Raw genomic sequence first — 26,770 nt, forward strand, 5'->3', positions numbered from 1 at the left:
CACATTGGTGGGACATATGGGTGGTCCAACCGGGTGCCTTGTGAGATTCCCCGGGAAGAGATTCTCCTTGGGGGGCAACAGCGACGTGGTACATTTCTGGAGGAGAAGCGCGACAGGTATGTGGAAGACTGGGAGACACGTTGCCCAGGAGGGGAGGATCCGCAGAATTTCTAGAAGAAACCAATGCGGAGAGTTGGACATCCCTCGATTGCTCGGATATAAATTAAGAGCTATTAATAGAAAATGGAATATGGTGGAAATAAAAGAAGTTGAACTGATTGAAACTTATTCGAAAAAAAAGGAAAAGATTATAGAATGATTAGTCTGATCATCAAAAAAGATGAAGAGATAAGTAGAAAGACTAAAGAAGCAGGAAAATTTATTTTAGCAACTAACTTAGTAGAGGAAAATAAATTAGAAGCTAGTGAAATTCTGATAACTTATAAAAACCAGCAATCTACGGAAAGAGGATTTCGATTTTTGAAAGATCCCTTATTTTTTACTGATAGTTTCTTCGTTGAAAAACCAGAAAGAATAGAAACAATTTTATTTTTAATGTCTTTGTGTTTGTTGATTTATAACTTGGGGCAAAGAGAATTAAGAAATTGTTTAAAAAGAGTCAAAAAAGGAATAAATAATCAAGTAGGGAAAGTAACATTGCGTCCGACTTTGAGGTGGATATTTCAATGTTTTCAAGGTATTCATTATGTGATTTTAAACGGAGTTAAACAAATTGTCAATTTAACAGAAGAAAGGCGTTTTATATTGAGTTTATTACCTGCATCTTGTGAAAGATATTATCTATAAATTGAATTGGATAAAGCAAAAATAATAAAAGAATAAGAGTCTAATGATATCAAATGAGAAGAGGAAACTCTCCTTCGTTTGTGCTGAGTTTTGCTAAGTTTTCAATGAGTATAAATCTTCTTAATTTGATTATTTTTCCTAAAAATTTAATGAAAAGAGAAATATTCTTGCCCAGGTATGATTTTCGGACTTTTTAAAACTATGTATTTTTTTATACTACATTTTGAAGTGCGGAATCTGGGTTTAATGGGAAGGAAGAAGGATTCAATAAAACGGAACGATTGGTAAATTTATCTCCATTAACAATTGCCCAATCTGAGTATTTTCCTTCATGAATTCCACCATTATAATAACGGTTCACTCCTATCACTTCTGTTGCTGTATAAGAATAGCGTTCTGCATCGTTTAATTTAATGGGATCGGCGGTTTTCCAATTACCTGCATTAATTAATTGTTTGGCACCAATTTCTTCACGTAAAAAACGTTTCATTTCTTGATTAAAATTGTACATAGTTTCGGTTAAGAATTGGATTTGATCGGCGTATTTTTTCCCTGTCCCACTATTGGGATTTTGTTCTTTGGTTAAATGCCAGATACTATAAAATTTTATTTTCCCTGCTTTTATATTTTCCCCTTTAATGGAAACATTTTTCCATTCTTTGATCACTTCTTCTAGAGAACCGTATTTATTGATTAACCAATCACGGTATTGATTACTCAATAACTCTAAATCTCGCCCTTTCAAATTCTTAAATGTCCAGAATAATAAAGAGTCCTCGTTTTGTAGTTGGATAATAGCGATTGCTGCTTCATCTTTTAAAGGAATACATGTGTAGGGATTCACAGGTATTAATAACTCTCTTAGCCAATTTTTATATGCTTTTTGTAACTCTGGATCGAAAAATAATAAACCACTCAATTTTTCACTATCACGGGGAATTTGCCAGTTTTCTTGGTTTTTTACAGCATTGGCATAATAGGGAGATATGGTTAAATAAATCCCTTCTTTTTTCATCGCTGCTACATATTGCCAAAGTTGTTGACGGGCCTGTTCATCAATATTTTTCAGGGCATTATTATCAGTTTTAGCAATAATTTGACCGTGCCAACGTACCATATTAACCCCTCGTTTTGCTAAAAAACGAGCATTATCTTTTAATTCTTGATAGCCTTTCTTCCAAACATCAGAATTAACTGCCCAAAATCTCATTGAAGTGCCATCACCTTTAACAAAGTCTTTTCTATTAGGCGATAGACGGATAAAACCTGTTTCTCCTGCTACTTTTTCATTGAGATAACGTAAGTCTAAAAGCGAATTATTATCATAATTGTCGACGGTTGGGTCAAAGTCCCAACTGGCAGGTTTTGTACTATTACCTGCTTCAGATATCGTTATCAATTCTTCTTCAACAAATTGATTATTTTGAAATTGACAAGAAGTCATAAGTCCAATTAATAGGGTAACAGTTAGATAGTTGATTTTATTCATCGGTTTGATTTCCTAATATAATGAAGTAATTTAAAATTCTAACTCTTCTTCTTTTTTGGTGATTTTTGGTCTTCCTATTATTTTCTGAGCATTAATACTGGTTTCTTCGGTTTTATCCTGTGGGTTATCACTGTTAACATTATTATCTATTTCTTCTTCTATTGTCAATTCTTCCAGAGTTTGATTGGATAATTCGATATCATCTTTTGCAGCAGATTTATGATTTTTAAAATTCTCCTCTTCATGAATCAAATCTTCATGATCAGCAATTATCTCACCTTTAAAGACTTTTGCAAATTGCTCTGCTACTTCTTGTATTTTATTATCAGAAAAATCAACATCATCAAAAATATTTTCATTTGATTGTGCTTCAGTAATATTAGCAGATTCAATTACTTGTTTTTGTCCATTATTATTATTTTCTAAATTAATGGTAGGTTTCTTATCCAGATTAACTTTATTATCATCATCTATTTTTTTTTTATCTTTTACAGGGTTATTATGGTTATTTGGTGAAGGAACTGTTGGGGTAGTAGAAGGAGGATTATGGGATTTATTTGCTATTTTAGAGGCGGTTCTAACTTGTAGATTAACCTTCACTTTGTGACCCACAACTTCTTGAAAAGCTGACTCAATTTGAGGGACTTTATCCTGTGCTAATTTTAGGAGTTCCTTATTCTTCATTCCTACAGTTGCCACCGTACCTTTATAACTAATTAAATGACCATATTGTTTAATTAATGCTGAAATAAATGGTACGAGTTTTCCTAAAACTAATTGCCAAATTTGATCTAAATCTAGATCATCATTGTTAATGGATGTTTCTGGTGTATTTATAACAGTTTTAGGTGGTTTAGATAAGGTTTTAGGTTGTTCTTTTCCTGAATTTTCAACAACTTTTGACCTGGGTTGTTGGGGTTGTAATGTCGTTGTTTTGGATTCAATATTATTCTTAGTTTGAGTTGGAATAGTGGATGACTGAATAATAACTTCTGGGGTGCAAGCTTGGGGGAGTAAACCTAACAATGTAACCTCTAACCATAAACGAGGTTGGGTAGTATTTTTTAACTGTACTTCGCTTTCTTTAAGCTTTTGTTGACCCCTTAAAATGGTTTCGGTTTGCCACTGGTTCGCTTCCGTACATAAATCATCCCAAGTTGTGGAAGTTACGGCAACTAAATCAGACCTTTCTGGGGCAGTTTTGGCAATTAATAAGTTAAGATAAAACCCTGCTAAATTTTGTAAAACTACTAAGGGTTCTCTACCTCTATCCATCAATTTACGACAAGATTCAATGACAATTTCTGGGTTATTAGAATTGATCGCTTTTAATAAAGATAATAAATCTCTCTCGGGAACAGCCCCTACTAAATCCCAAACCTTTTCTGATGTAATACTTCCTGATAATAAACTTAATTGATCTAATAAACTTTCCGCATCCCTTAAGCCGCCGTTGGCAATTTGTGCCACTAAAGTTAAGGCTTCTGGCTCAATTTCTATATTTTCCTTTTGAGCAATTACTGTTAAATGGCTGACCATCGCTTCTAAAGGAATACGGCGATAGTCGAACCGTTGACAGCGAGAGATAATAGTAGGTAAAACTCGTTGGGGATCGGTGGTTGCTAAAACAAAAATAACCCGTTCTGGCGGTTCTTCTAAGGTCTTTAATAAAGCATTAAAAGCAGCCACACTCAACATATGACATTCATCGATGACATATACTTTATAACGACATTGTACCGGGGCAAACTGCGATCGCTCAATAATTTCTCGAATATTATCCACCCCTGTATTACTGGCCGCATCTATTTCAATCACATCCAAGGCCGAACCCCTAGCGATCGCCCGACACACCTCGCATTCACCACAGGGTGAGGCAGTGGGAGCCTCAACCGCCAAACAATTGAGTGATTTTGCTAAAATTCTAGCACTGGAGGTCTTTCCTGTTCCCCTGGGCCCTGTAAATAAATAGGCCGGGGCAATGCGTTGACTGGCGATCGCATTATTCAAGGTGGTGGCGATCGCTTCTTGTCCCACTAAGTCGGCAAAGGTTTGTGGGCGATATTTATGATGGAGAGGTTCATAGGATGACATGGTTTAAGCAAGTGACACGGGGATCTTCTATTATGCCTGACCCCACTCTAGATCGATTCAAAACATTTGTATTATACCTAATTTTCAATTAATATGTAAGGGATCAATATCAATTTTTAAACTAACAGAATTAGGACATAATTTATACCAATTTTTCATATCAGGAATAATTACCCTAGCTTCTGGTAAAAATTTCAATAAAATTTGCCAGCGATAACGTTTTGCTACCCTCATAATACTGGCCGGTGCTGGTCCCAATATTTCACAATCTAAGCCTATGGTTTCGTGAAAACGCTCCCCTAATTTTTCTGCTGTTTTTTCTACTTCTATGGCATCTAGTCCACTTAATTGTACTAATATTAAACGTCCATGAGGGGGGAAATTTAACTCTTCTCTTCGGGGTAATTCTTCATCAATAAAACGATGATAATCATGTTTCTTAACTGCTTGAATAACAGAATTTTCAGGGGAATAAGTTTGTATAATAACCTCTCCTGGTTCGTCTCCTCTTCCGGCTCTTCCTGCCACCTGTGTTAAGGTTTGAAATGCTCTTTCTGCTGCCCGATAATCTGATAAATATAACAACCCATCGGCAGAGACAACACCTACTAAGGTAACTTGGGCTAAATCTAACCCTTTGGTTAGCATTTGTGTCCCCACTAAAATATCAGCCTCACCCCGTGAAAATTGCTCCAATAAGCGACGATGAGAACCTTTGTTACGGGTAGTATCACTATCAAATCTTATGTATGTTAATTCAGGAAATTCTTTCTCTAATGCTTGAGTAACTTTTTGGGTTCCACTACCAAAAAATTTGAAATAAGGTGAGTTACATTCGGGACATTTTGGGGGTTGAATTTGGGTATAATTGCAATAATGACACCTTAATAATTGTGTCGCTCCTTCGTGGGTATAATGATAGGATAAAGACACATCACAATCAGGACATTCCATTACATATCCACAGACACGACAAGATACAAAAGTGCTGTGTCCGCGACGATTAACAAATAAAATTGCCTGTTGATTTTTCTCTTTTAAATTTCTCAATGCTTCCTGCAAAGGACGACTAAAAATAGAGCGATTTCCTTGCTTTAATTCATCTCTCATATCAACAATCTTTACAGGAGGCAAAGGACGATATCCTATCCTTTCAGGTAAGGATAAATAGTAAGAATTAACAGAAGAAGATGGAGGATAATTAACAGATAACCAGGTTTCTAAAGAGGGGGTAGCTGATCCCAAAATAACAGGACAATTTTCTAATTCTCCTCGCCATTTAGCAACAGTTCGTGCGTGATAATTTGGGGATAGTTGGGTTTGTTTAAAACTGGAATCATGTTCCTCATCTAAGATAATTAAACCTAAATTGGGTAAAGGAGCAAAAATGGCTGATCTAGTACCAATAATAACTTGAGGTTCTCCAGGTAACATTTGTCGCCAAGTATCGTATCTTTCCCCTTTTGATAGATTACTATGATATACAAAAACCTTATCACCAAATCTCGCCCGAAATCGATCTGTTAATTGAGGTGTTAATCCAATTTCAGGAACTAAAATTAAAGCAGATTTTCCTTGTTCTAATAAAGGGGATATAGCTTGTAAATAAACTTCTGTTTTTCCTGATCCTGTTACTCCATGTAATAAAATTTCTCCATAACCTTGTAACTTATTAATAACTTCTAATGCTTGTTCTTGATCTTGACTAAGCTGTTTTGATTGATCCCTAATATCATCAATACCTTGTTCTAATCTCAATACTTCTTGATCTTCAATGATTATGTAACCATTTTCTTCTAATTTTTGTATGGTTTTTGTCGTTGTTTTAGCTTTTTGGACTAACTCACTTACTAAAATTTTTCCTCCTTTACTTTTTATAAAGTGTAAAATTTCTTGATGTCTTTTAGAAATATCTTTAGCAAAGTAACTGTTTAATATAGCTACTTTTTTCAACTGAGCTTTTGGAGGTTCAGGAGGTTTAAAATAACTTTCTATCCAGTCTCTCTTCCGTAATTCTTTAATGGCTTTTCTAGAGCCTTTTACCTTATTTTTTAAGAATGTATAACTATAATCTCCATCTTTTTGTTCCTGTAATAAGGTTAAAATTCTAGCAGCAGCAGGAGAGCAAAATGTTTCTGCCCCAGGGGGAATATTATCGATTTTTAAGCGTATTCTTTGTTGAGATTTACTTAATAATTTAGGTGGTAAAGCCGCTTGTATAACAGTTATTAAGTCCGTACAATAATAGTTAGCAACTCTCTCTAACAATTGAAAATAATTTTTTGTAAAAAATCCCGATGTAATGACATCATCAATCGCTTTAACTTGATCATGATTGAGATATTCAGGAATAGAATTAGCATATCTAATGGCAATTCCTCCCATAATTTGTTTTCCAAAAGGTACACTCACAATATCTCCAGGTTGTACCATTAAATCAGGAGAAATACTATAAATACATAACTCTTGTCCCCAAGGAGAATTGACCAAAACTTCGATCCATTGAGGGGAAGAAGGTTCTACAATATAGAAGGATCTCGGTTCGGCCACTAACAAACTTCCAGAAAACATAGACATATACTTTGCAACGTTCTATTACATCGACTACCCTTAAACTTAACACGAAATTATAATAGGGGTGACGAGCCTTAATTTTTGATAAGCACAAGTTTAAACATTGTGGGCGATCGCATCTGCTTTCCAGACAGAGATAAATCAAAACTCTGATTGATATTATAATAGGAGACTTTGTGTTATGACAGGTTTTCAACAAAAAATGATTAATAAACCTCAACAAGAATCTAATATTGATGACTTAATCAACCAAATTAAAGATCAACACAGCAATAAAAAGAAAGAATCAATGGATAAATCTAATCATCAACCTAACTCAACAGATAATCTACTGCAACGCTTTAAGTCGGAATTACAACAACAAAAGGAAAAACCTGAACAAAATGATTTTCATCAAAACGAACCAGAAATGAATGAAAATATCAAAAAAATCAAGTCTAACTTGAAAAGACAGAAAGAGAAATATAGACATAATAATATTGAGCAAAATAAACCAAAAGTTAACGAAAATTTAGAACAGCTTAAGTCTAACTTTCAACAGCAAAAAGAAAAATATTCCCCAGATACTCTTGAAAAAAATAAAGCAGAATTAAACCAAAGCTTACTACAACTTAAGTCTAACTTCCAACAACAAAAGAAGGAAGTCAAAAAGCATAATGTTGCTCGAAATACTCCAAAGTTTAACGAAAATTTACACAATTTTAAAGATCAATTTCAACAAAAACAAGAGCAACAATCAGAAACTATCACTCATCAAAATCAGGAAGAAATACGGTATACTGAACAGAGAAAGCAACAGCAGCAAAAATTATTGACTCGTCAAGCCAAGCAATGGCTAGAAAATTTAGACGAATACTCTGATGAGGGGCTATGGTTTGAATCATTCTCCCGTAGCTATCCATCTCGCCTAGAGGCTGCTATGGAGTATTTAGCTGTTCTCAATGCTTCCTCTTAGTTAAGTTTCAATTATTATCAGTAATCGACTAATTATTATGGCAATTTCACTCAGTAAAGGTCAAAGAATTTCCTTAGAAAAAGCAAGTCCTGGACTAAAAGCAGCCTTCGTTGGGTTAGGTTGGGATGTCAAACAAGTCGATACAGGAACAGATTTTGATATCGATTGTTCTGTTTTCTTATTAGGAGAAAATGAGAAATTACTATCTGATAGCCATCTCATCTTTTATAATAACTTAAAAAGTCCTGATCCCGATAATTCCGTGGAACACATGGGAGATAACTTAACCGGAGCAGGAGAAGGGGACGACGAAGTTGTTTTAGTCAACTTTACCAAGATTCCTAACGAAGTTAAAAAATTGGTCTTTGTGGTTACTATTCACGAAGCAGACAAAAGAAGTCAAAACTTTGGACAAATTGATAATGCTTTTGTAAGATTGGTTGATGTACAAACCAAAGCAGAAATTTTACGCTATGATTTAACAGAAGACTACTCCATAGAAACTGCTTTAATTACCGCAGAAATATACAACAAAGATGGAGAATGGCGGATGACTGCCGTAGGTTCCGGATACCAGGGAGGTTTACAAGCCATTCTTAACCGTTACTCTAACTAAAGTTACTAGCACAAAAACAACAAGAAATCAAGAAAAAAAATATGGGAATTTCACTCAGTAAAGGTCAAAGAATTTCCTTAGAAAAAGCAAGTCCTGGGCTAAAAGCAGCCTTTGTCGGGTTAGGATGGGATGTCAAAAAAGTCGATACTGGCAACGATTACGATCTCGATGTTTCTGTATTTTTATTGGGAGAAAACGAAACGTTAATTTCTGACAATCATCTCATTTTTTATAACAACTTAAAAAGTCCCGATCCCGATCATTCCGTGGAACACATGGGGGATAATTTAACAGGGGAAGGAGAAGGAGACGACGAAGTTGTTTTAGTTAACTTTACGAAGGTTCCCGATGATGTTACAAAATTAGTTTTTGTTGTCACTATTCACGAAGCGGATAAAAGACAACAAAACTTTGGTCAGATAGAACATGCCTTTGTAAGATTGGTTGATGTACAAACCAAAAACGAAGTATTACGCTACGATTTAACGGAAGAATATTCCATAGAAACCGCCTTAATTATTGCAGAAATCTACAAAAAGGATGGAGAATGGCGCATGAGTGCAGTAGGCTCCGGTTATCAAGGAGGTTTACAAGCAATCTTAAATCGTTACTATAACTAGGAGAAAATAATGGCAATTAATCTTAAAAAAGGACAACGAATTTCCCTTAAAAAAGAAGCTCCAGGACTCACTAAAGTTATGTGTGGTTTGGGGTGGGATGTCTCAGAATCGAAAGGGCTTTTTGGACTTTTTAAAGCCAATGATTTTGATCTCGATGCGTCTGTTTTATGTTTAACCAATAAAGATAAATTAAAGAGTAAATCTGATGTGGTTTACTATAGAAACCTGGAGCATTCATCAGGAGCAATTACTCATCAAGGAGATAACTTAACAGGAGAAGGAGACGGAGACGACGAACAAATATTAGTCGATTTAACACGACTTCCTGATGATATTCTCAAGTTAGTTTTTGTTGTTAACATTTACAAAGCTAGACAACGACAACAAAGCTTTGGACAGGTTAAAAATGCCTTTGTTCGCCTAGTAAATCTCAATGATAATAAAGAAATCGCCCGTTACAGTCTTTTAGGAGAAGAATATGGTGGAAAAACAGGGATGATTTTGGCTGAAGTTTACCGTGATCAAGAAGAATGGAAAATGGAGGCAGTGGGTAAGGGTTTCATGGTCAACGGATTACAAGAAATTACCAACCAGTATTATTAGATAAGGAAATGAGTGAAGAAATTTTCGAGAAAAAAGCCTCTTTTTTTGATAAATGGGCCCCAAACTACGATCTAATTTTTACCACTATTTTCTATCAGTCCCTACACAAAAGATTGTTATCCTATCTGAGTTTACCTCATCCTTCCTCTGTGTTAGATTTAGGTTGTGGAACCGGTCGCTTATTAAATCGTTTAGCCAAAAATTTTCCTGAATTAAAGGGAATAGGAGTGGACTTATCCCCTCAAATGTTGAAGGAAGCGAGGGAAACTAATTGGCATCATCCTCGTTTGATTTTTACCCAAGGCAATGCAGAATGTCTTCCTTTTGCTACCAAACAGTTTGATGCGGTATTTAACACTATTAGCTTTCTACATTACCCCAATCCACAACAAGTTTTTAAGGAAGTTTCTCGTGTTTTAAAACCCGAGGGACAATTTTATCTGGTGGACTATACCCGACTTGACTCTTCCGATTCTGTCCCGTTTTCTCCTGGGGGTATTCACTTCTATTCCCCTAAACAACGAGAAGAATTTGCTAATAATTCCGACTTAACAACTCAAGATCATCATTATTTGTTAGGACAAGTTATGTTAAGTAGGGTTTGCTGAATAAAAGCAAAACCCTATTCTTTAAAAGGTTACACCCATATTCGCGATCGCAAAAAAGATCAGCTTTGTCGGCTACAAACCGCTATAATTGGTAGAAACACCTCCCAGTTGTTGGTCAAGAACAAATGTATCGAAAAGAGGAGCAACCTTTACCGCCCCCAGAAAAATTTGAATTACCTTTCGAGGGCAAATTGTCCCCCAATAATCGTTGGGTAATCATGGCAGAGTTGATACCTTGGGATGATTTTGAGGAAGAATATGCTAAACTTTTTTCAGCAGAAAAAGGTGCGCCAGCCAAACTATTTAGAATGGCATTAGGGACATTAATTATTAAGGAAAAATTAGGAACAAGTGATAGAGAAAATATAGAACAGATTAGAGAAAATCCCTATCTACAATACTTTATAGGTTTAAATTGTTATCAATAAGAGCCACCACTGGAATCTTCAATGCTAGTTCATTTTAGGAAAAGAATTGATGGAGAATTGATAAACAAAATCAATAAAAAAATAGTAAAAAGAGAAATAGACAAGAGTGATAAAGAAGTAAAAAAAAAGGATTGTCTCCAAGAAAAAGGAGAAAAAATAAAAAATAAAGGTAAACTAATTTTAGATGCGACTTGTGCGCCAGCAGACATCAAATACCCAACGGATTTAGGCATATTAAATCAAGCCAGAATTGAGACAGAAAGAATAATAGATAATCTTTATAAACCATTAAGAGTAAAATTGAGAAAAAAGCCGAGAACTTCTAGAAAAATTGCTAGAAAGGAATACTTAAAAGTAGCTAAAAAACGAAAAGTATCTTATCAAGAAAGAAGAAAAGCTATCGGGAAACAGTTAAAATACCTTAAGAAAAATTTAGGAAATATAGAAGACTTAATTCAAGCTGGGGCTTCCCTGGAAAATCTGAGTAAAAGACAGAAAAATTGTCTAGAGACTATCAAAAAAGTTTATGAACAACAACAGTCAATGTGGGAGAATAAGACCCAGAGTGTTCCTCAAAGAATTGTAAGTTTAACTCAACCGCATATTCGTCCAATAGTGAGGGGAAAAGTAGGAAAACCAATAGAGTTTGGAGCTAAACTCTCAGTAAGCTGTGTAGATAACTATGTGTTTCTAGACAAAATAAGTTGGGAAAACTTCAATGAATCTTGTCATTTAAAAGAACAAGTAGAAAAGTATAAAGAAACGTTTGGCTATTATCCCGAATCCGTCCATGTAGATAAAATTTATCGAACTAGGGAAAACAGAAATTGGTGTAAGGAAAGAGGGATAAGAATCAGTGGTCCGAAGTTAGGAAGACCTCCGAAAAATGTCAGTGAAGAAGAAAAGAAACAAGCCCACTCCGATGAATGCTTCCGTAATGCTATTGAGGGAAAGTTTGGACAAGCTAAACGAAGATTTAGCCTAAATCTCGTGATGACAAAACTCCCTGAAACCTCCATTACATCTATTGCTATTACATTTTTAGTTGTCAATCTTTCTAAACTTCTGAGGCAGTTTTTGTCGCTTTTTTTGTCCTTATTTACTAATAATAGAACAGGGGAACTCATCAAACCGCCTTTCATTAATTTTGATTATACTTTAAACAATTTTTATGTACTAAAACTTATTGATTTGTCAGAAAATTCTTGGTCAAAAGTGGCATAAATTTTGGAGAAACTTTTTCAGCAAACCCCAATTAAATTACTGAGGTTATCAAGTTGCCTGATGGGAACCCGCATGGTTTGTTCAAAGGCTTTTGTATTGGTGACGCGGGCTGTAGATCCCCCAGCAAAGCGTTTTCCTGGAGATGGGGCAATGGTAGGCGGTCCCCCCATTCCGTCTGCTTCTTTGAGCAGGGCGACAAGCTCTCCAAAATCATCATCCATGTCCCCATCTGACTCTTGGGAAACGGCAGTAACGGGAGATGAGACCGCAGGTGCGGTAGTGGCTGTAAATTTTTCTTCTACTTTAGCTGGGGCAGCGATCAAGGCTGCTAACTCGGCAACGGTAGCCTCATCTAAAACCCCTTCCCTTGCTGGCTGTGCTAAAAAATGGTTCTGAGACTTTATTTAAGAGGTTAACCAGTTCTGCTTCTGATGTCTCATCTTGGCCATCGTGATCGTCTTCCCAGGTTATGTCATCATTGAAAAGTTCACTAATTTCCTCATCCGATGGCAAAGAGGATAAGGTGGGACTTTCCTTCGCAGGTTTAGATTCCTCGTCCCATGAGGTTGCTGATAAGTCTTTTTCAAACAAATCGGCTAATTCGTCTAATTCTTGCTCAGATTCTAGAAAACCTGAGTCTTCGCCCAAGTCATCAAAGAGTTGGGCAATATCTTCATCAAAAGATTCTTCGGTAAATTGATCTGGGTTAGAATAACGACTGTTCATGACTGGGTCCTATCAGCTGGGGATGAGTGCCTCTTGGACTTAGAGTACCCAGTGTTTTGCAAAAAACTATAATTTCTGGGAATCTTTTTTGGAAAATTATTCCTCGACTCGGTAGCCAAATTCTGCTAGACGGAGGTTAGACTGTCTCCACTGGGGTTCAACCTTAACAAAAAGCTTTAAATACACTTCTCCTGCAATTAACTTTTGAATTTGTTCTCTGGCGGCAGTACCGATCGCTTTTAGCATACTCCCTTTTTGCCCAATCATAATCCCTTTTTGGGAGTTTCTTTCGACGTTAATAGCAGCAAAAATTTTGGTGACTTTGGGGGTTTCTTCTACTTTTTCGATAGCAATGGCCACGGAGTGGGGAATTTCTTGCCGAGTCATTTGTAATATTTGTTCTCTGATTAATTCTCCCATAATAAATCTCTCTGGTTGATCGGTAATTAGATCGGGGGGATAATAATAAGGACCGAAATCTAATTGTTCAATTAAACTATTTTGTAGGTTTTCTAAACCGTCTCCTGTGAGCGCAGAAAATTTTAGTATTGGCCAATTATAGTCTTGAATTAGACTAGCATAACTTTCGTCTATTTCTTGATAGTTTTCTGGTTGTTGATCACTTTTATTAAGTCCTAAAATAATTGGTTGATTAACTGTTTTTAGAAGATCAATTATGTAGCGATCGCCTCCTCCTGATTTTGTAGAACTATCGACTACTAATAAAATAATATCAACAGCATTAATAGCAGTTTTAGCGTTTTTAACAATAATTTTTCCTAAGCTATGATGGGGTTTATGGATTCCTGGAGTATCTACAAAAATAATCTGGGCTTTTTCTGTGGTTAAAATACCTCGCAGTCGGTTACGAGTGGTTTGAGAAACGGGGGAAGTAATAGCTATTTTTTGTCCAATTAATTGATTCATTAGGGTTGATTTTCCCACATTAGGACGGCCTATTATTCCTACAAATCCAGATTTAAAGCCTTCTGGTGCAACGGGAATGGTTGGTAAATTACTTAGGTTTAGATTGTCATTCATGATAATACTTCAGACATTAAATTGGTGGGTTACGGTGTGGATAAACAATAATTAGTTATTTATCAAAATTAACCCCACACCTAAGCCACCCTACGGAATATTTTTATTTACTCCTCAACTGTCTCTTTTGTTTCCTCTTCTCCTTCTGTTTCGGGGGCCGGGGGAACTAAAGCAACTGCTGCGATCGCATCTTCACTATCCAACCGTTGTACCCTCACCCCAGTAGCAGCGCGAGACTGCATAGAAATAGCGTCCACCGCTTGACGAATAATAATCCCTCGGTTAGAAACGATCATTAATTCGTCTTCTGCATTGACTACACGCAGGGAAGCTAAACAATCGCTGTCTGATTTAAACTTAATCGCCCGAACTCCCATTCCGGCACGTTTTTGGAGACGAAACTGGGAAATAGGAACCCGTTTCCCATAACCCCCATTAGTAATGGCTAAGATCCAAGGACCAGCAGTGGTTTCTTCTTCCGTTAACTCTTCATTCTCGTTGTCTAAAATCTCTTCATCTTCCTCTGTATACGCCATTCCTGCGGTAACTTGAGCCGTCAATATATCCATACTAATCAACTCATCACCTTTTTTGAGTTTCATGGCTTTAACCCCTCTAGTTGCCCGTCCCAGGGGTCGCAGTTGTTGGTTATCAGCTTGAAAATGAATGGACATCCCGTTACTGGTTCCCAAAATAATACTATCTTCTTCCCTTGTCAGTCTCACCCATCGCAGTTGATCCCCGTCTCCAAGGGAAATGGCAATCAGTCCATTAGTTCTAATATTACTAAAGGCAGAGAGGGCGGTTTTTTTGATGTAACCGTTACGGGTTAACATCACTAAGAAGACATCGTCGCTAAACTCACTAACAGCAACAATGGAGGTAATTTTCTCATCTTTGGGGATGGGTAACATCTGCACGATGGGGATACCTCTAGCAGTTCGAGAAGCTGCCTGTATTTGATAAGCATTGACTGCATAGACAACCCCGCGATCGCTGAAAAATAGGACTTGATCGTGGTCACAACAGGTTAAAAAGTGTTCTACCACATCATCCTCTTTTATCTTGGCCGCTGCTTTCCCTCTAGTAGCCCGTTGTTGCGCCTCAAAGGTACTCACAGGCATCCGTTTGATGTAACCCTGTTCTGTGAGGAGAATAATAGCCTGTTCGTTAGCAATAAGGTCAGTATCAACTATTTCCCCGTCGTCGTGGACAATTTCGGTGCGTCGTGGGGTAGCATGAATTGTTTTGATCTGGGCTAATTCTTCTTCGATAATGGCTTCGATACGTTCCCGTCGGGCTAAAATATCTTTTAAATCGGCAATTTTTAGCTGTAGTTCTTCGTGTTCTGCGTGTATTTTCTCAGCTTCTAGGGCGGTTAAGCGACGCAGTTGCATCTGAAGAATAGCATCAGCTTGCACAGGAGAGAGTCCGAACTGTTCTACTAATTCTTGTTTAGCGGTGGTGGTATCAGCAGCCCCCCGAATGAGTTGAATGACGGCATCGAGGTTATCGAGGGCGATCAGTAACCCTTGTAAGAGGTGATCCCTTTCTTCTGCTTTCCGTAGTTCGTATTGGGTGCGACGGGTGATAGTTTCGACACGAAATTCTAAGAAAACTTGTAAAAAGTCTTTTATTGTCAGCAGTTGGGGTTCCCCGTTGACCAACGCTAACATATTCGCCCCAAAATTACCTTGTACGGGGGTTTGTTTATAGATATTGTTAAGGACAACTCTGGGGTAAGCGTCTCGTTTCAGTTCGATCACCACCCGCATTCCGTCGCGATCGCTTTCATCCCTAATATCAGAAATGCCGTCGATGCGTTTATCGTTAACCAAGTCGGCGATACGTTCAATTAAAGCTGCTTTATTGGTTTGATAGGGTAGTTGAGTGATGATAATGGCTTCGCGATCGGGGCGGCCTCGTTGCTCTATGGTTTCTATTTCCGCTACACCACGCATGGTAATGGAACCCCGTCCGCTGAGGTAAGCGTCATGGATACCAGATCGCCCTAATATTTGTCCCCCTGTGGGAAAGTCGGGGCCAGGGATGATTTTAATTAGTTCTTTTTCTGTTAATTCTGGGTTATGGATAAGGGCAATGGTTCCGTCGATTAATTCTCCGAGGTTGTGGGGTGGAATATTGGTAGCCATTCCCACAGCGATACCAGAGGAACCGTTGAGCAGTAATTGCGGTATTCTAGCAGGTAAAACAATGGGTTCTTGTTGCGAGCCATCGAAGTTATCGGCAAAGTCAACTGTATCTGCTTCAATATCCCTGAGTAGGGCGTTGGTTGATAAAGCTTGCAGACGACATTCTGTGTAACGCATGGCTGCGGGGGGATCGTTATCCACCGAACCAAAGTTCCCATGTCCTTCGATGAGTGGACTGCGCATGGAAAAGTCTTGGGCCATACGCACTAAGGCATCATAAACCGCTGTGTCACCGTGGGGGTGATATTTCCCTAACACTTCCCCAACAACACGGGCGCATTTTCTAAAGGGGCGCTCTGGAGTTAAACCTAGTTCATACATGGCGTAGAGGATGCGACGATGAACTGGTTTTAAACCATCCCTCGCATCGGGTAATGCTCGTCCCACAATGACGCTCATGGCGTATTCTAAATAAGAACGGGACATTTCATTACTCAAGTCTGTGGGGATAATTCTATCTTGAGGGATGGTCATAAGTGTCTTAACTCCGTTAACAGGGATGATTTTCTTATATTTTTGACAAAAAAAGCCGAATATTTATTTTAATCAGTCTATTTTTATCGCTCACCACCCTACATTTTAGCACAAAAGGAAGGATAAATGGAGCTTTAATTCTTGAGTTAATCAATCTTTTCTAGAAAGGATCACTTTTTTCCCTTAATTTCTCTTAAAATTACCCAAAATTTCTATCATCTATTGCCCATTGTTCATTATTTATGAACGGTTCTTTTTATGGGTCACTTCAATGACAGTATGAACATTTCCTCTGGGATTAAAATCACCTTTTAATGTTGCTTCTAATGGGTCACAAGCTGCCACAAAATCATCTAAAATCTGGTTAACGGACTCTTCATGGGAAATATAGCGATCTCGATAACTATTAATGTACAATTTAATGGCTTTTAATTCCACGACTTTCTCATCGGGAACATAAGTTAAATGTAAGGTAGCAAAGTCTGGATAACCAGAAAAAGGACATTTACAAGTAAATTCTGGTAAAGTAACATTAATTGTATAATAACGACCCATACGAGGATTGGGAAAAGTAATTAGTTTTCCTGCTTCAATTTCCCGTTCCCCGTATTTCATTGATGAGTTTTCACTATTTTTAGCCTTTGTCATGACAATAATTTACAATAATTTCATCAATTCTAATATAGCATTTTGTACCCAAATTGATCAATTACTAACTAACCAAACAATAAATCTTGCACCTCTATTATTGTCTAAAATTGGGCTAAATAACTCAATTAATCCTCCCATTTTAGTTATGAATTCTTTAACAATAGCTAATCCTAAACCACTTCCTGAAATATCATTTTTGCTCTGAATTCCTCTGTAATGCCTTTCAAAAATATGCTCTTTATCCTCTAGAGGAATCCCATAACCTGTATCTTCAATTAAAATTCCTTGATATTTTTTATCATCAATTATTTTAGATAAACCCAATTTTATTGTAACTTTACCCGATGAAGGTGTATATTTGATGCTGTTATCAATTAGATTACTAAATACCTCTCTTAATGACGAGGAGTTTCCTAATATTGGTTCTAAATGTTTAGGTTTATCAACTCGTAAATTAATCCCTTTATTCTCAGCAATAGACTCCGCAGAAATCAGAACTGTTTCTAAGATATCCCAAACATCAACTTCTGTTAAAGTTAAAGACTGTGAAGCAGGTAAAGAGAAAGATAAATTATCAGAAATATCTACAGATTCCGTGTTTAAGGTGATAACTTCTTCTTCATTAATGAGAGAGTTTTCATAACTCTCAAAATCTTTGATTAAGTCTTGTAAATGCTCCCCTTCTTGTACTATATTCTTAACAATAGAACTACTCTGTTCATCGCCCCCCAAACGCTTTAATAATAGTTTACCAAACACTTTTAAGGCGGTTAAAGGGTTCCTTACTTGATGAAAGAGATCATCAAGGCGATCTCGTTCCTGCTGTTGTTTTAACTGTTGTCGTTGCAGTTGTCTCTCATACCACTCTCCACGCTGATCCAATAAACAAGCAATGGCTAAAGTATCCGCTATTTGCTGAACTTGATTAAATTCTTCTGGTTGCCAGGGATAGGCTTCTCTATACGTCACCAAGACCCCTAAAACAGTCTCTTGATAAACTAAAGGTAAGACAATCTGATAATCTTTGGCCTCAACTCTCTCATTTTCTGGGATAATCAAAGAGCGATCGAGATTAGTGGGCAAACCCTTAGATAAGTTGGATAGGTTTATCTCCTGTTTACCCTCCCTCAACTGAGTGGGTTGCTCTCCTGGCCTTTCTATAGTCTCCCTCAACGGATAAATCAGCACAGGAATTAAATTAACTGCCTTACCCTCTTCTTCTGAGGTTAAATAAACTGCACTCCAGTCTGCTTGCAAAGCAGTGGCTAATAACCTCGCTTGAGAGTGACATAAAGCTATAAAGTCTTGACTGGGATCAGGGATACTAGCAGTGGCAGAAAACATAAGGAAAAAAGGCTATATGTTAACATTTGTTACAAAAAATTAAGTTTTATAACAGAGATTCAGGGTACTGAGTAATAATAAATTCCACAATAGCACTTCTGGCCTGGGATAGAAAGGATTATGCAAAATTAACGATTGTGTAAGCAATGCTTGATTTTTAGAAATTAAAGGGATATAATGACCTCGGATTTTGTAACTATGACTACAATAAAGTAGTCCAAACAGGAGGTAATGAGGTTGGCAAGAAAGCGCAAACGGAAAAGTCGTCGTCGCCAGGAAGGACGGAAGATTCTCGAGCTTGTACCCCAGTATAATATCGAAAGCGGCGAAGATAAACCAGTAACTGCCGCTAGGAAATATATTCATGCCATTGGGATAGAACCCCCGGCCTTACTTGTTGTTAGACGAAACGAACACACCACTGATAGATATTTTTGGGCAGAGAAAGGTTTATTTGGCGCACAATACGTTGAAGAAAACCATTTTCTCTTCCCCAGTCTCAAAGAATACCAGCCGCAAGTGCCTAAAACACAAACAAAGACTCCTGCTTTCACTGGTTAACGACGAATAAACACAGAAAACAACCTTATCCCCCACTGCCATCTAGGGGGATTTTTGTTCGCTTGATTATTATATCTCAATTGGCCGATTTGAGGGGGAAAGTTTGTTTTAATTGGATCACTTCGTCACGATGGGCGGTTAAAGTTAAGATACTACCTGGCTGTGATCCCTCTTGGTTGAGACTTTCCAGGGAAAAAGAAACAGTTTCCATTCTTCGGGCTTTTTTCCAGTAAAAAATTCCAGCGATGGGGGACAAAAGTTCTAGGGCAAAAAATAAGGGAGTTAGAGCAGGATAAAGAAAGGATAAAACTAATATTAAGCAAAAAAATCCTGATGCTGCTAATATACTGAGAAAAATTGCTAAAAACCAACTTGGGCGAACTAAACCTTCAAAAGTCATAGTATCTTGAGCGGCATCAGAGGAGGTGACGTTGTAAGCCCGTTGTTTAAAATAGTCCTTAAGTTGCTCCAATAAAGAGGTTTTGGGGACTTCTGAGATGAGTTGAACCTGTTCCGTGCGGTCCTTAACCGAAGCGCGAATAAAGAAAAATAACCCTACCATCAACAGAAGGGTGAGGAAAAAGGTTGAACTTAAAATGGGCATATTCACAATCTTAAACCTTGAAATCTTAAATTATTTACGTTAATCCTAGCATTGGCTCGTAACTCTGAGTTAGAGTGACAGTCATCATAGAGATTTTTCTTTGGATCGATTAAACATTAAAATTCCTTGACTCCCCACCCTCCCCAGTCTCCCAGTCTCCCCGTCTCCCCCTCTCCCCACAGTATATTATTAAGACAGAGTTCAAATTATGTCCCCCCCCAGGGGAAGGTATTTTATACTAAGGATTAGGGAGCGTTTAGGAAATATCCACCCCATACTTGCTTTCGTTTTAAACTATCATTGAGGTAACAAATATGGTCGCAACGCCAGATAGACAACACATTCACCCTATTGAGGGAACCAATAAAAGCGATCGCGTGGCGGTTTTGTTGATGGGTTACGGTGAAGTTGAAAGTTATGAAGATTTTGCCAATTATAATGAACAAGCTTTAAATTTGTTAACGGCAAAATTTGCACCAGTTCCCACATGGATCTATCCTCCTTTAGCTAAGTTATTAGCTATGTTTGACCTCCATGAATGGCAACATCAACACGATCATTTCGTTTCCCCTCATAATCATATTTTCGAGCATCAACGGGCTTCTATTGAAAAGAGCTTACAAGAAAAATGGGGCGATCGCATTCAAGTTTTTAAAGCATTTAACTTCTGTAAACCGTTTTTACCAGAACAAGTTTTAACGGAAATTAAATCCCAAGGATTTGAGAAAATATTAATCTATCCTTTGTTAGTGGTGGACTCTATTTTTACCAGTGGCATTGCTGTTGAGCAGGTTAATAGTGCTTTAGAATCTTTATCAGAGGGAGATGCTCATTGGTTAAAAGGTTTACGTTATATTCCCTCTTTTTATAACGAACCTACCTACTTAGATTTAATGGCTAAATTAGTAGAAGAAAAAATCAAGAAAGATTTAACCGATAAATACCTTCCTTCTCAAATTGGAATTATTTTATTAAATCATGGTTGTCCCCACGAAGCGAAAGGTTTTACATCAGGAATTGATGAAAGTCAGATATTATATGAATTAGTCAGAGAAAGATTGATTCATCGTTATCCTTTGATTTCTGTGGGTTGGTTAAATCATCAAACTCCCTTGATTAAATGGACACAACCTAATGCAGAATTAGCTGCTAAAAATCTCATGGAATTAGGGGCCAAGGCAATTATATTTATGCCTATTGGTTTTGCGACAGAAAACCATGAAACTCTCTTAGATGTAGAACACATTATTCATGGTTTACATAAGAAAAATTCCGATGTTACTTATGTACAGATGCCTTGTGTTAATGATGAACCATAATTTTGCGAAATGGCTGCACAATGGGCAGATAAGCATATTGGAGAGTTATTATCAGCAGAAGCTTTAACGGTTAATCCTACTTTAGCAGTGGGTAATTTAGATGTTAACCATCATCATCATGATCATGGGAATGGACATCATCATCATCATTAATTGAGCTTAGAAATAGGGGTAAAATTGAATAGTTTACTCCTATTTTTACAAGTTCGTAAGTCTTGGCTTTAGCCTTGATAATGAGAAGCTTTGAAAGTCCTAAAGGACTTACTACAGGCCGATGCTTGTACTGCATCAAGTATATTTTCAATTTACCTTTAAACCCCCCGTTAACAGCAGGATCTTATGAGCATTTTTATGTTATAATATGCACTTAATTTTGCTAAATTCATAATTATAATGAAAAAAAGATCAAATTGGTTGCGATTGTTACCTTATTTATTAACAGAATGGCCGTCATTATTAAAAGGGTTTTTATGTATTTTAGGCTTTGTTTTAGTGACATTAGCTTTACCTTATTTAGCAGGACAAGTTTCTTTAAATATTGGACAAGGTAATCTAGAAAAAGTTGCTTATTGGTTGGGTTTAGGAACTTTAGCTTTTTTAGTTCGGGGGATTTTTCAATACGGGCAAAATATCTTTATGATCGATGCTTCTTTGGAAATGGTGTTAAGTGTTCGTAACAAAGTTTATGCTCATTTACACAAACTGGGACTCGATTATTTTGAAGTTGCCAAGACAGGGGACTTAACCTACCGTTTAACAGCAGATATTGACAAAGTTGGCGAAATTGTAGACAAATTATCCCATCAATTTGTATCTAATGTACTGCAATTAATTGTCATTCCTGCTTATATGTTTTATTTAAACTGGCAGCTAACTATTGCTAGTCTGATTTTAGCCCCTCTTATGGCTACTTTGGTGAGTATGTTTGGTGAAAAATTATTAATATTATCCCGTCGTAGTCAAAATCAAATTTCTAATCTTTCTGCCCTGTTAACAGAGGTTTTTAGTGGTGTTCGTGTGGTTAAAGCTTTTGCTGCACAAGATTATGAAGTAAAAAGATTTGCACAAGAAGCTAAAGAAAATCGTCGGGCAAGATATAGGGCAGAGAAATTAAAAGCCACCCAATATCCTGTAGTGGGATTCTTACAAGCAGTTAGTATTATGTCCCTCTTTTTTATTGGAGGATGGCAAATTTCTCAGGGTAATTTAGCATCAGAAGAATTCGTTAGTTATTTAGCTGCGGTTGCTATCTTGCTGCATCCTATCGATTTAATGACCAGTAATTATAATGAATTCAAACAAGCAGAAGCATCGGTGGATCGCATTTTTGAATTGATGGATGAAAAACCCACAGTTAAGGAAACTGAAAATAGTTTAACTCTGCCACAAGTAACAGGAAAAGTAGAATTTTCTGAGGTTAGTTTTGCCTATAAATTAGATAAACCCGTCCTCAGAAAACTGAGTTTACTAGCAGAACCTGGACAAATTATAGCCTTGGTAGGTTCATCCGGTGCAGGGAAAACAACATTAGTTAATTTATTACCTCGTTTCTACGATCCCCAAGATGGAGAAATTTTAATCGATGGAATTGATATTAAAGAGGTTAGTTTAAAAAGTTTACGCCGACAAATTGGGATTGTTCCCCAAGAAACCACTTTATTCTCAGGAACTATTGCTCAAAATATTGCCTATGGCCAAGAAGAATTAGATTATGAAGCAATCGAAAATGCTGCAAAAATTGCCAACGCACACTCATTTATCAGTCAATTTTCTCAAGGGTATCAAACTTGGTTAGGAGAAAGGGGTGTTAATCTCTCAGGGGGACAAAAACAAAGAATTGCGATCGCTAGAGCAGTCTTATTAAATCCTCGTCTTATGATCTTAGATGAAGCGACATCAGCACTGGATTCTGAATCAGAAGCGTTGGTACAAGAAGCATTAGAAAGAGTAATGAAGAATCGTACCGTTTTTGTCATTGCTCACCGTTTAAGCACCGTCCGCAGTGCTGATTGTATTTTGGTCTTAGAAAAGGGTCAAGTAGTGGAGTCAGGAAACCATGATCAGTTGTTAGGAAAACAAGGCCGTTATGCTAAGTTTTATCAACAACAATATGCTAAAGGTACAGAAGAATTTTAGGTTAAATCTAAAAGAGAATAAATACAAATATACGGTTTTAAAAAACCTACACAAATTGATTGTCTTTAATAATCTTGAGTATTTTTGAAGAAGATCAAAATTTGTGATAGGATGAGAAGTGGAGAAACATTATTATTTTAATTTTCCGTAATATTAGTGTTAATAGGATGAACAAAATTGCTTTCAATAAGTTACCTATATATGAGATTGTATTTGTCATAGAATTTGAGGCAATCAGTTTTCCTTCAGCTTATCTTGGGTTATATTGGGAAAAGATTAAAGATAGATTTCCTCAGACAGAAGATCAACCTAGTTATTTTGAAGATGAAAACTCTTTATTTGGTAATACTGTTAGTAAAGTTTCATTTGTTAATCCTGAGTTAGACCGTTTGATTCAGATCAGTAATAATGGATTTGGTTATAGTTATAAAACAGACAATAATAATAATGAACTTGATTTTAAAAGTATATTAGATGATTTTCTTTCGGAGTGGAATACTTTTAAAGATTGGTATTCAAGATTCTTATTACAAGATGAAAAAATGCAAATAAATAGTAATAATTATAAGTTGCTTGTTTCTTATATATTTGACGAACGTTTAGAGTGGTTTAGTCCTCAAGATAATCCTAAATTCTTTAATTTTATTAATAACAATATTAAGGATTTTAATGGGGAGCTAAAATTGTATGATTTTCAACTCATGTTAGGATTACCTAATTCTCTGGGAATACTTCAAATATCATCTGATCAAAAAATTAGATTAGAGGATGAGTCGTTCGTAATGTTTTTAAACTTATTATCTCAAACAATGGAAGAAATAGAATTTGATGATGAGTCACATCTTCGTAATTGTTTAATGTCTGTTTATGAACAAAGTCTAGATAACTTGATGAAATTAACAACAGAAAATTTACAGGAAAAATGGAGGTAACATTATGACTCAAACTCTTATTGATTCAAAATATAAAGAAGAAAACTTAGTTGATAAATTACCTCAACTTACTGCTTCTACTGGATATAGAAAAATGACCTTAGTTTACGAAACAAAAACTCGAAAAGTTACGAATAAAAAGAAAAGAAAAGGTGATATAAATAAATATCAAAGATATTTAAAAAATCGGAGTGTGATTTTCCAGGATTATGCTGTTTCTAATAAACAGTATAAAGAACCAGATGAGTATATTAAAATTGCTGCTCAAAAAGCAATCTCTGAAAATGAACAGAAGACACAAGAGCCAACACTTTATGATAAATTTATGGAAAGTGGATTAATCGGATGTTGTTCTGTTGAAGAAGATTTATCAACAACTTATAAACAAGTTTTATCAGATAGTTTAGAGTCAAAATATGATCAGAGAATTGTAAATATTCAAGAAAAACTTAAAAATTATCCCGACTGGGATTGAGAAGAACAAATAAAAAGAAATCAAAAAGCTTTGAAGAAATTAAAAGAAAGACATCAAAAAACTTTACAGATTGATGATAAAGAAGCTTGTCATAGAGAAGAAGAATTTGAGAGGTTTAAACAATTAATGGATCAATTTCGCCCCCAAGGTTCTAAACTATATTCTGAAGATTAAACAATGATTGTTTTTCTCGATTCAGGAGTGTTAGGATTACTAACCAATCCTAACAAAAAGGGTCAGCCTTTATTATGTGAAAACTGGCTTTATTCTTTGTTAGCTAAAGGAGTTGTTGTTAGTTCTGATGTTTGCGATTATGAAGTTAGAAGAAGTCTTCTTGTAGAAACAAATAAAAATCGGAGTGATAATAGTGTTAATAATTTGGATGATTTACGGGAAACTATTGATTTCCTAAAACTGGAAACAGAAGTGATGTTGTGCGCTTCTCAAGTTTGGCGAGAAGCTCGTCAAAGGGGAAGAAAAACCGCAGATGATTCCAGCTTTGATGTAGATATGATTATTATTGCTCATTGGCGTTTACTAAAAGAAGAACATCCGAGTCGTTATATTGTCATTGCTACTACCAATGTTAAACATTTAAGTGAGTTTAGTGAAGCTTTAAACTGGGAAGATATTAAATTATAAAAATGATAAAATAAATTGTAACTTAATCAGGAATAGATAAATTTTAGTTTTAAAAGAATTATGAGTATTGTTATTTTTGGCAGCATAAACATGGATATGATCGCCCAAACACCCCATCTCCCTCAACCTGGAGAAACGGTTATCGGTGATCACTTTATTACCTTACCAGGGGGAAAAGGAGCAAACCAAGCGGTTGCAACGGCAAAATTAGGGCGTTTAACCTATTTTGTGGGACGGGTTGGGGGTGATAGTTTTGGTAGAGAATTATTGAAGCGATTAGAAACACTTAAAATTAATACCCAAGGAGTTTTTATTGATCAGAAAACTTTCTCAGGGGTAGCGATGATTAATGTAGAAACCTCGGGAGAAAATACCATTATTGTTATTCCTGGGGCCAATGGTAATATTGATGAATCTGATATCACCCGTTTAGAGAAAATTCTTTCTAAAACTAGCCTGTTATTATTACAACTAGAAATCCCTTTGGCGGCAGTAGAAATGGCAGCTAGAGAAGCCAAAGAATTAGGGGTAACAGTTATGCTAGATCCTGCTCCTGCTCCTGAAAAGTTGCCCGATCGCCTATACCCTTTAATTGATATTATTACCCCCAATCAAAACGAAGCAGAGAAATTAGTAGGTTTCCCTTTAGATAATGAAGAAGAAATCAAAAAAGCTGCTAATGTTTTGCTCAAAAAAGGTGTCAAAATTGTTGTGATTAAATTGGGGGATAAAGGAGCATTTTACGCCACGGATAAGGAGCAAGATTTTGTCCCCGCTATCAAGGTTAAAACCATCGATACTGTTGGTGCAGGAGACGGATTTAATGGGGGGATAGCTGCTGCTTTGGATCGGGGTTTGTGCCTAAAAGAAGCCCTGAAATGGGGAACAATTGTTGGAGCTTTAACCACTACAAAAGAAGGCGCACAAACTGCTTTACCTGATTTAGATGTGGTTCACTCTTTGTTGTTATCTGATAACTCTTCAGTGTAAATAGGGTTTGCTGAAAAAGTTTCTCCAAAATTTATGGCACTTTTGACCAAGAATTTTCTGACAAATCAATAAGTTTTAGTACATAAAAATTGTTTAAAGTATAATCAAAATTAATGAAAGGCGGTTTGATGAGTTCCCCTGTTCTATTATTAGTAAATAAGGACAAAAAAAGCGACAAAAACTGCCTCAGAAGTTTAGAAAGATTGACAACTAAAAATGTAATAGCAATAGATGTAATGGAGGTTTCAGGGAGTTTTGTCATCACGAGATTTAGGCTAAATCTTCGTTTAGCTTGTCCAAACTTTCCCTCAATAGCATTACGGAAGCATTCATCGGAGTGGGCTTGTTTCTTTTCTTCTTCACTGACATTTTTCGGAGGTCTTCCTAACTTCGGACCACTGATTCTTATCCCTCTTTCCTTACACCAATTTCTGTTTTCCATAGTTCGATAAATTTTATCTACATGGACGGATTCGGGATAATAGCCAAACGTTTCTTTATACTTTTCTACTTGTTCTTTTAAATGACAAGATTCATTGAAGTTTTCCCAACTTATTTTGTCTAGAAACACATAGTTATCTACACAGCTTACTGAGAGTTTAGCTCCAAACTCTATTGGTTTTCCTGCTTTCCCCTCACTATTG

The 26,770-nt window shown here is 36.4% G+C and carries 22 protein-coding genes and 4 pseudogenes; 15 read left to right on the forward strand and 11 right to left on the reverse strand.

Features of this window, described 5'->3' with window-relative positions; all coding sequences use genetic code 11:
• Positions 1-211: 211 nt before the first annotated feature.
• Positions 212-807 (forward strand): annotated as a pseudogene (locus tag CWATDRAFT_RS16470) (IS1634 family transposase); the annotation flags it as partial.
• 211 nt (positions 808-1,018) lie between these two features.
• Here the strand turns inward: CWATDRAFT_RS16470 and CWATDRAFT_RS16475 are convergent.
• The 3 genes from CWATDRAFT_RS16475 to priA all read right to left on the reverse strand — a co-directional run bounded on the left by CWATDRAFT_RS16475 (position 1,019) and on the right by priA (position 6,967).
• The gene (locus CWATDRAFT_RS16475; RefSeq protein WP_007306114.1) at positions 1,019-2,296 is read right to left on the reverse strand and encodes a hypothetical protein; all 1,278 of its coding nucleotides are present in this window, start codon (positions 2,294-2,296) and stop codon (positions 1,019-1,021) included.
• A gap of 30 nt (positions 2,297-2,326) precedes the next feature.
• On the reverse strand, positions 2,327-4,390 hold the full coding sequence (locus tag CWATDRAFT_RS16480; RefSeq protein WP_007306113.1) for a DNA polymerase III subunit gamma/tau: 2,064 nt from the start codon (positions 4,388-4,390) through the stop codon (positions 2,327-2,329).
• Between the two features lie 84 nt (positions 4,391-4,474).
• Positions 4,475-6,967, reverse strand: a complete 2,493-nt coding sequence (gene priA, locus CWATDRAFT_RS16485) for a primosomal protein N' (RefSeq protein ID WP_007306112.1) — start codon at positions 6,965-6,967, stop codon at positions 4,475-4,477.
• 199 nt (positions 6,968-7,166) lie between these two features.
• Here priA and CWATDRAFT_RS16490 point away from each other — a divergent pair, with 199 nt between their 5' ends.
• The 6 genes and pseudogenes from CWATDRAFT_RS16490 to CWATDRAFT_RS16515 all read left to right on the forward strand — a co-directional run bounded on the left by CWATDRAFT_RS16490 (position 7,167) and on the right by CWATDRAFT_RS16515 (position 12,018).
• Positions 7,167-7,919, forward strand: coding sequence for a salt stress protein, Slr1339 family (locus CWATDRAFT_RS16490; protein ID WP_042711690.1), 753 nt, complete (start codon positions 7,167-7,169; stop codon positions 7,917-7,919).
• 37 nt (positions 7,920-7,956) lie between these two features.
• Complete coding sequence (locus tag CWATDRAFT_RS16495) at positions 7,957-8,535, forward strand: TerD family protein (RefSeq protein WP_007306091.1); 579 nt, start codon at positions 7,957-7,959, stop codon at positions 8,533-8,535.
• 41 nt (positions 8,536-8,576) lie between these two features.
• Positions 8,577-9,155 (forward strand): TerD family protein, encoded by a 579-nt coding sequence (locus tag CWATDRAFT_RS16500; RefSeq protein ID WP_007306092.1) that lies wholly within the window; start codon positions 8,577-8,579, stop codon positions 9,153-9,155.
• Between the two features lie 9 nt (positions 9,156-9,164).
• On the forward strand, positions 9,165-9,758 hold the full coding sequence (locus CWATDRAFT_RS16505; protein WP_007306093.1) for a TerD family protein: 594 nt from the start codon (positions 9,165-9,167) through the stop codon (positions 9,756-9,758).
• An 8-nt stretch (positions 9,759-9,766) separates the two neighbouring features.
• The gene (locus CWATDRAFT_RS16510; RefSeq protein ID WP_007306094.1) at positions 9,767-10,366 is read left to right on the forward strand and encodes a class I SAM-dependent methyltransferase; all 600 of its coding nucleotides are present in this window, start codon (positions 9,767-9,769) and stop codon (positions 10,364-10,366) included.
• Between the two features lie 125 nt (positions 10,367-10,491).
• A pseudogene (locus CWATDRAFT_RS16515) lies at positions 10,492-12,018 on the forward strand (IS5-like element ISCwa2 family transposase).
• A gap of 26 nt (positions 12,019-12,044) precedes the next feature.
• On the opposite strand, the pseudogene CWATDRAFT_RS41825 reads toward CWATDRAFT_RS16515, so the two are convergent.
• The 6 genes and pseudogenes from CWATDRAFT_RS41825 to CWATDRAFT_RS16545 all read right to left on the reverse strand — a co-directional run.
• Positions 12,045-12,239: pseudogene (locus CWATDRAFT_RS41825) on the reverse strand (hypothetical protein); the annotation flags it as partial.
• A 127-nt stretch (positions 12,240-12,366) separates the two neighbouring features.
• Complete coding sequence (locus CWATDRAFT_RS16525) at positions 12,367-12,744, reverse strand: hypothetical protein (RefSeq protein WP_007306110.1); 378 nt, start codon at positions 12,742-12,744, stop codon at positions 12,367-12,369.
• Positions 12,745-12,840: 96 nt separating this feature from the next.
• A complete protein-coding gene (gene era, locus CWATDRAFT_RS16530) occupies positions 12,841-13,785 on the reverse strand; it encodes a GTPase Era (RefSeq protein WP_007306109.1) in 945 nt (314 codons plus the stop codon).
• A gap of 107 nt (positions 13,786-13,892) precedes the next feature.
• On the reverse strand, positions 13,893-16,472 hold the full coding sequence (gene gyrA, locus CWATDRAFT_RS16535; RefSeq protein ID WP_007306108.1) for a DNA topoisomerase (ATP-hydrolyzing) subunit A: 2,580 nt from the start codon (positions 16,470-16,472) through the stop codon (positions 13,893-13,895).
• 240 nt (positions 16,473-16,712) lie between these two features.
• Entirely contained in the window at positions 16,713-17,120 is a 408-nt protein-coding gene (gene queF / locus CWATDRAFT_RS16540) for a preQ(1) synthase (protein WP_021831380.1), read from the reverse strand.
• Positions 17,121-17,177: 57 nt separating this feature from the next.
• Positions 17,178-18,467: a GAF domain-containing sensor histidine kinase gene (locus tag CWATDRAFT_RS16545; protein ID WP_007306106.1), complete on the reverse strand. Its 1,290-nt coding sequence runs from the start codon at positions 18,465-18,467 to the stop codon at positions 17,178-17,180.
• Positions 18,468-18,704: 237 nt separating this feature from the next.
• On the opposite strand from CWATDRAFT_RS16545, the gene CWATDRAFT_RS16550 reads away from it, so the two are divergent.
• Positions 18,705-19,028 carry a DUF3155 domain-containing protein gene (locus tag CWATDRAFT_RS16550; protein ID WP_007311293.1) on the forward strand — a complete coding sequence of 108 codons (324 nt, stop codon included), beginning with the start codon at positions 18,705-18,707 and terminating at the stop codon, positions 19,026-19,028.
• 76 nt (positions 19,029-19,104) lie between these two features.
• Here CWATDRAFT_RS16550 and CWATDRAFT_RS16555 read toward each other — a convergent pair whose 3' ends face one another.
• Positions 19,105-19,638 (reverse strand): cofactor assembly of complex C subunit B, encoded by a 534-nt coding sequence (locus tag CWATDRAFT_RS16555; RefSeq protein ID WP_035827224.1) that lies wholly within the window; start codon positions 19,636-19,638, stop codon positions 19,105-19,107.
• A 308-nt stretch (positions 19,639-19,946) separates the two neighbouring features.
• Here CWATDRAFT_RS16555 and CWATDRAFT_RS16560 point away from each other — a divergent pair.
• The 7 genes and pseudogenes from CWATDRAFT_RS16560 (at position 19,947) to rbsK (ending at position 26,126) form a co-directional block, all read left to right on the forward strand.
• Positions 19,947-21,104 (forward strand): annotated as a pseudogene (locus CWATDRAFT_RS16560) (ferrochelatase).
• Positions 21,105-21,344: 240 nt separating this feature from the next.
• Positions 21,345-23,087, forward strand: coding sequence for an ABC transporter ATP-binding protein (locus CWATDRAFT_RS16565; protein WP_007306099.1), 1,743 nt, complete (start codon positions 21,345-21,347; stop codon positions 23,085-23,087).
• Between the two features lie 167 nt (positions 23,088-23,254).
• Positions 23,255-24,019: a TIGR04255 family protein gene (locus CWATDRAFT_RS16570; protein ID WP_007306100.1), complete on the forward strand. Its 765-nt coding sequence runs from the start codon at positions 23,255-23,257 to the stop codon at positions 24,017-24,019.
• A gap of 4 nt (positions 24,020-24,023) precedes the next feature.
• Positions 24,024-24,494 (forward strand): hypothetical protein, encoded by a 471-nt coding sequence (locus CWATDRAFT_RS31820; protein ID WP_007306101.1) that lies wholly within the window; start codon positions 24,024-24,026, stop codon positions 24,492-24,494.
• Positions 24,495-24,524: 30 nt separating this feature from the next.
• Positions 24,525-24,668: a hypothetical protein gene (locus CWATDRAFT_RS37320; protein ID WP_157134100.1), complete on the forward strand. Its 144-nt coding sequence runs from the start codon at positions 24,525-24,527 to the stop codon at positions 24,666-24,668.
• A 3-nt stretch (positions 24,669-24,671) separates the two neighbouring features.
• Entirely contained in the window at positions 24,672-25,136 is a 465-nt protein-coding gene (locus tag CWATDRAFT_RS16580; RefSeq protein ID WP_007306102.1) for a hypothetical protein, read from the forward strand.
• Positions 25,137-25,196: 60 nt separating this feature from the next.
• Positions 25,197-26,126 (forward strand): ribokinase, encoded by a 930-nt coding sequence (gene rbsK / locus CWATDRAFT_RS16585; RefSeq protein ID WP_007306103.1) that lies wholly within the window; start codon positions 25,197-25,199, stop codon positions 26,124-26,126.
• 31 nt (positions 26,127-26,157) lie between these two features.
• Here rbsK and CWATDRAFT_RS16590 read toward each other — a convergent pair.
• The coding region (locus CWATDRAFT_RS16590; RefSeq protein ID WP_007306104.1) for an IS5 family transposase at positions 26,158-26,770 on the reverse strand (613 nt) is incomplete at its 5' end.

It is taken from the genome of Crocosphaera watsonii WH 8501 (assembly GCF_000167195.1).
GTDB lineage: Bacteria > Cyanobacteriota > Cyanobacteriia > Cyanobacteriales > Microcystaceae > Crocosphaera > Crocosphaera watsonii.

Bases quoted from the DNA above. Each gene is read 5' to 3' on its own strand.
- CWATDRAFT_RS16510 (WP_007306094.1), top strand. From the start codon at position 9,767: ATGAGTGAAGAAATTTTCGAGAAAAAAGCCTCTTTTTTTGATAAATGG.
- gyrA (WP_007306108.1), bottom strand. From the start codon at position 16,472: ATGACCATCCCTCAAGATAGAATTATCCCCACAGACTTGAGTAATGAA.
- CWATDRAFT_RS16500 (WP_007306092.1), top strand. From the start codon at position 8,577: ATGGGAATTTCACTCAGTAAAGGTCAAAGAATTTCCTTAGAAAAAGCA.
- CWATDRAFT_RS16545 (WP_007306106.1), bottom strand. From the start codon at position 18,467: ATGTTTTCTGCCACTGCTAGTATCCCTGATCCCAGTCAAGACTTTATA.
- rbsK (WP_007306103.1), top strand. From the start codon at position 25,197: ATGAGTATTGTTATTTTTGGCAGCATAAACATGGATATGATCGCCCAA.
- CWATDRAFT_RS16495 (WP_007306091.1), top strand. From the start codon at position 7,957: ATGGCAATTTCACTCAGTAAAGGTCAAAGAATTTCCTTAGAAAAAGCA.
- priA (WP_007306112.1), bottom strand. From the start codon at position 6,967: ATGTCTATGTTTTCTGGAAGTTTGTTAGTGGCCGAACCGAGATCCTTC.
- queF (WP_021831380.1), bottom strand. From the start codon at position 17,120: ATGACAAAGGCTAAAAATAGTGAAAACTCATCAATGAAATACGGGGAA.
- CWATDRAFT_RS16490 (WP_042711690.1), top strand. From the start codon at position 7,167: ATGATTAATAAACCTCAACAAGAATCTAATATTGATGACTTAATCAAC.
- CWATDRAFT_RS16475 (WP_007306114.1), bottom strand. From the start codon at position 2,296: ATGAATAAAATCAACTATCTAACTGTTACCCTATTAATTGGACTTATG.
- CWATDRAFT_RS16505 (WP_007306093.1), top strand. From the start codon at position 9,165: ATGGCAATTAATCTTAAAAAAGGACAACGAATTTCCCTTAAAAAAGAA.
- CWATDRAFT_RS31820 (WP_007306101.1), top strand. From the start codon at position 24,024: ATGACTCAAACTCTTATTGATTCAAAATATAAAGAAGAAAACTTAGTT.
- CWATDRAFT_RS16580 (WP_007306102.1), top strand. From the start codon at position 24,672: ATGATTGTTTTTCTCGATTCAGGAGTGTTAGGATTACTAACCAATCCT.
- CWATDRAFT_RS16570 (WP_007306100.1), top strand. From the start codon at position 23,255: ATGAACAAAATTGCTTTCAATAAGTTACCTATATATGAGATTGTATTT.
- era (WP_007306109.1), bottom strand. From the start codon at position 13,785: ATGAATGACAATCTAAACCTAAGTAATTTACCAACCATTCCCGTTGCA.
- CWATDRAFT_RS16480 (WP_007306113.1), bottom strand. From the start codon at position 4,390: ATGTCATCCTATGAACCTCTCCATCATAAATATCGCCCACAAACCTTT.
- CWATDRAFT_RS16525 (WP_007306110.1), bottom strand. From the start codon at position 12,744: ATGAACAGTCGTTATTCTAACCCAGATCAATTTACCGAAGAATCTTTT.
- CWATDRAFT_RS16565 (WP_007306099.1), top strand. From the start codon at position 21,345: ATGAAAAAAAGATCAAATTGGTTGCGATTGTTACCTTATTTATTAACA.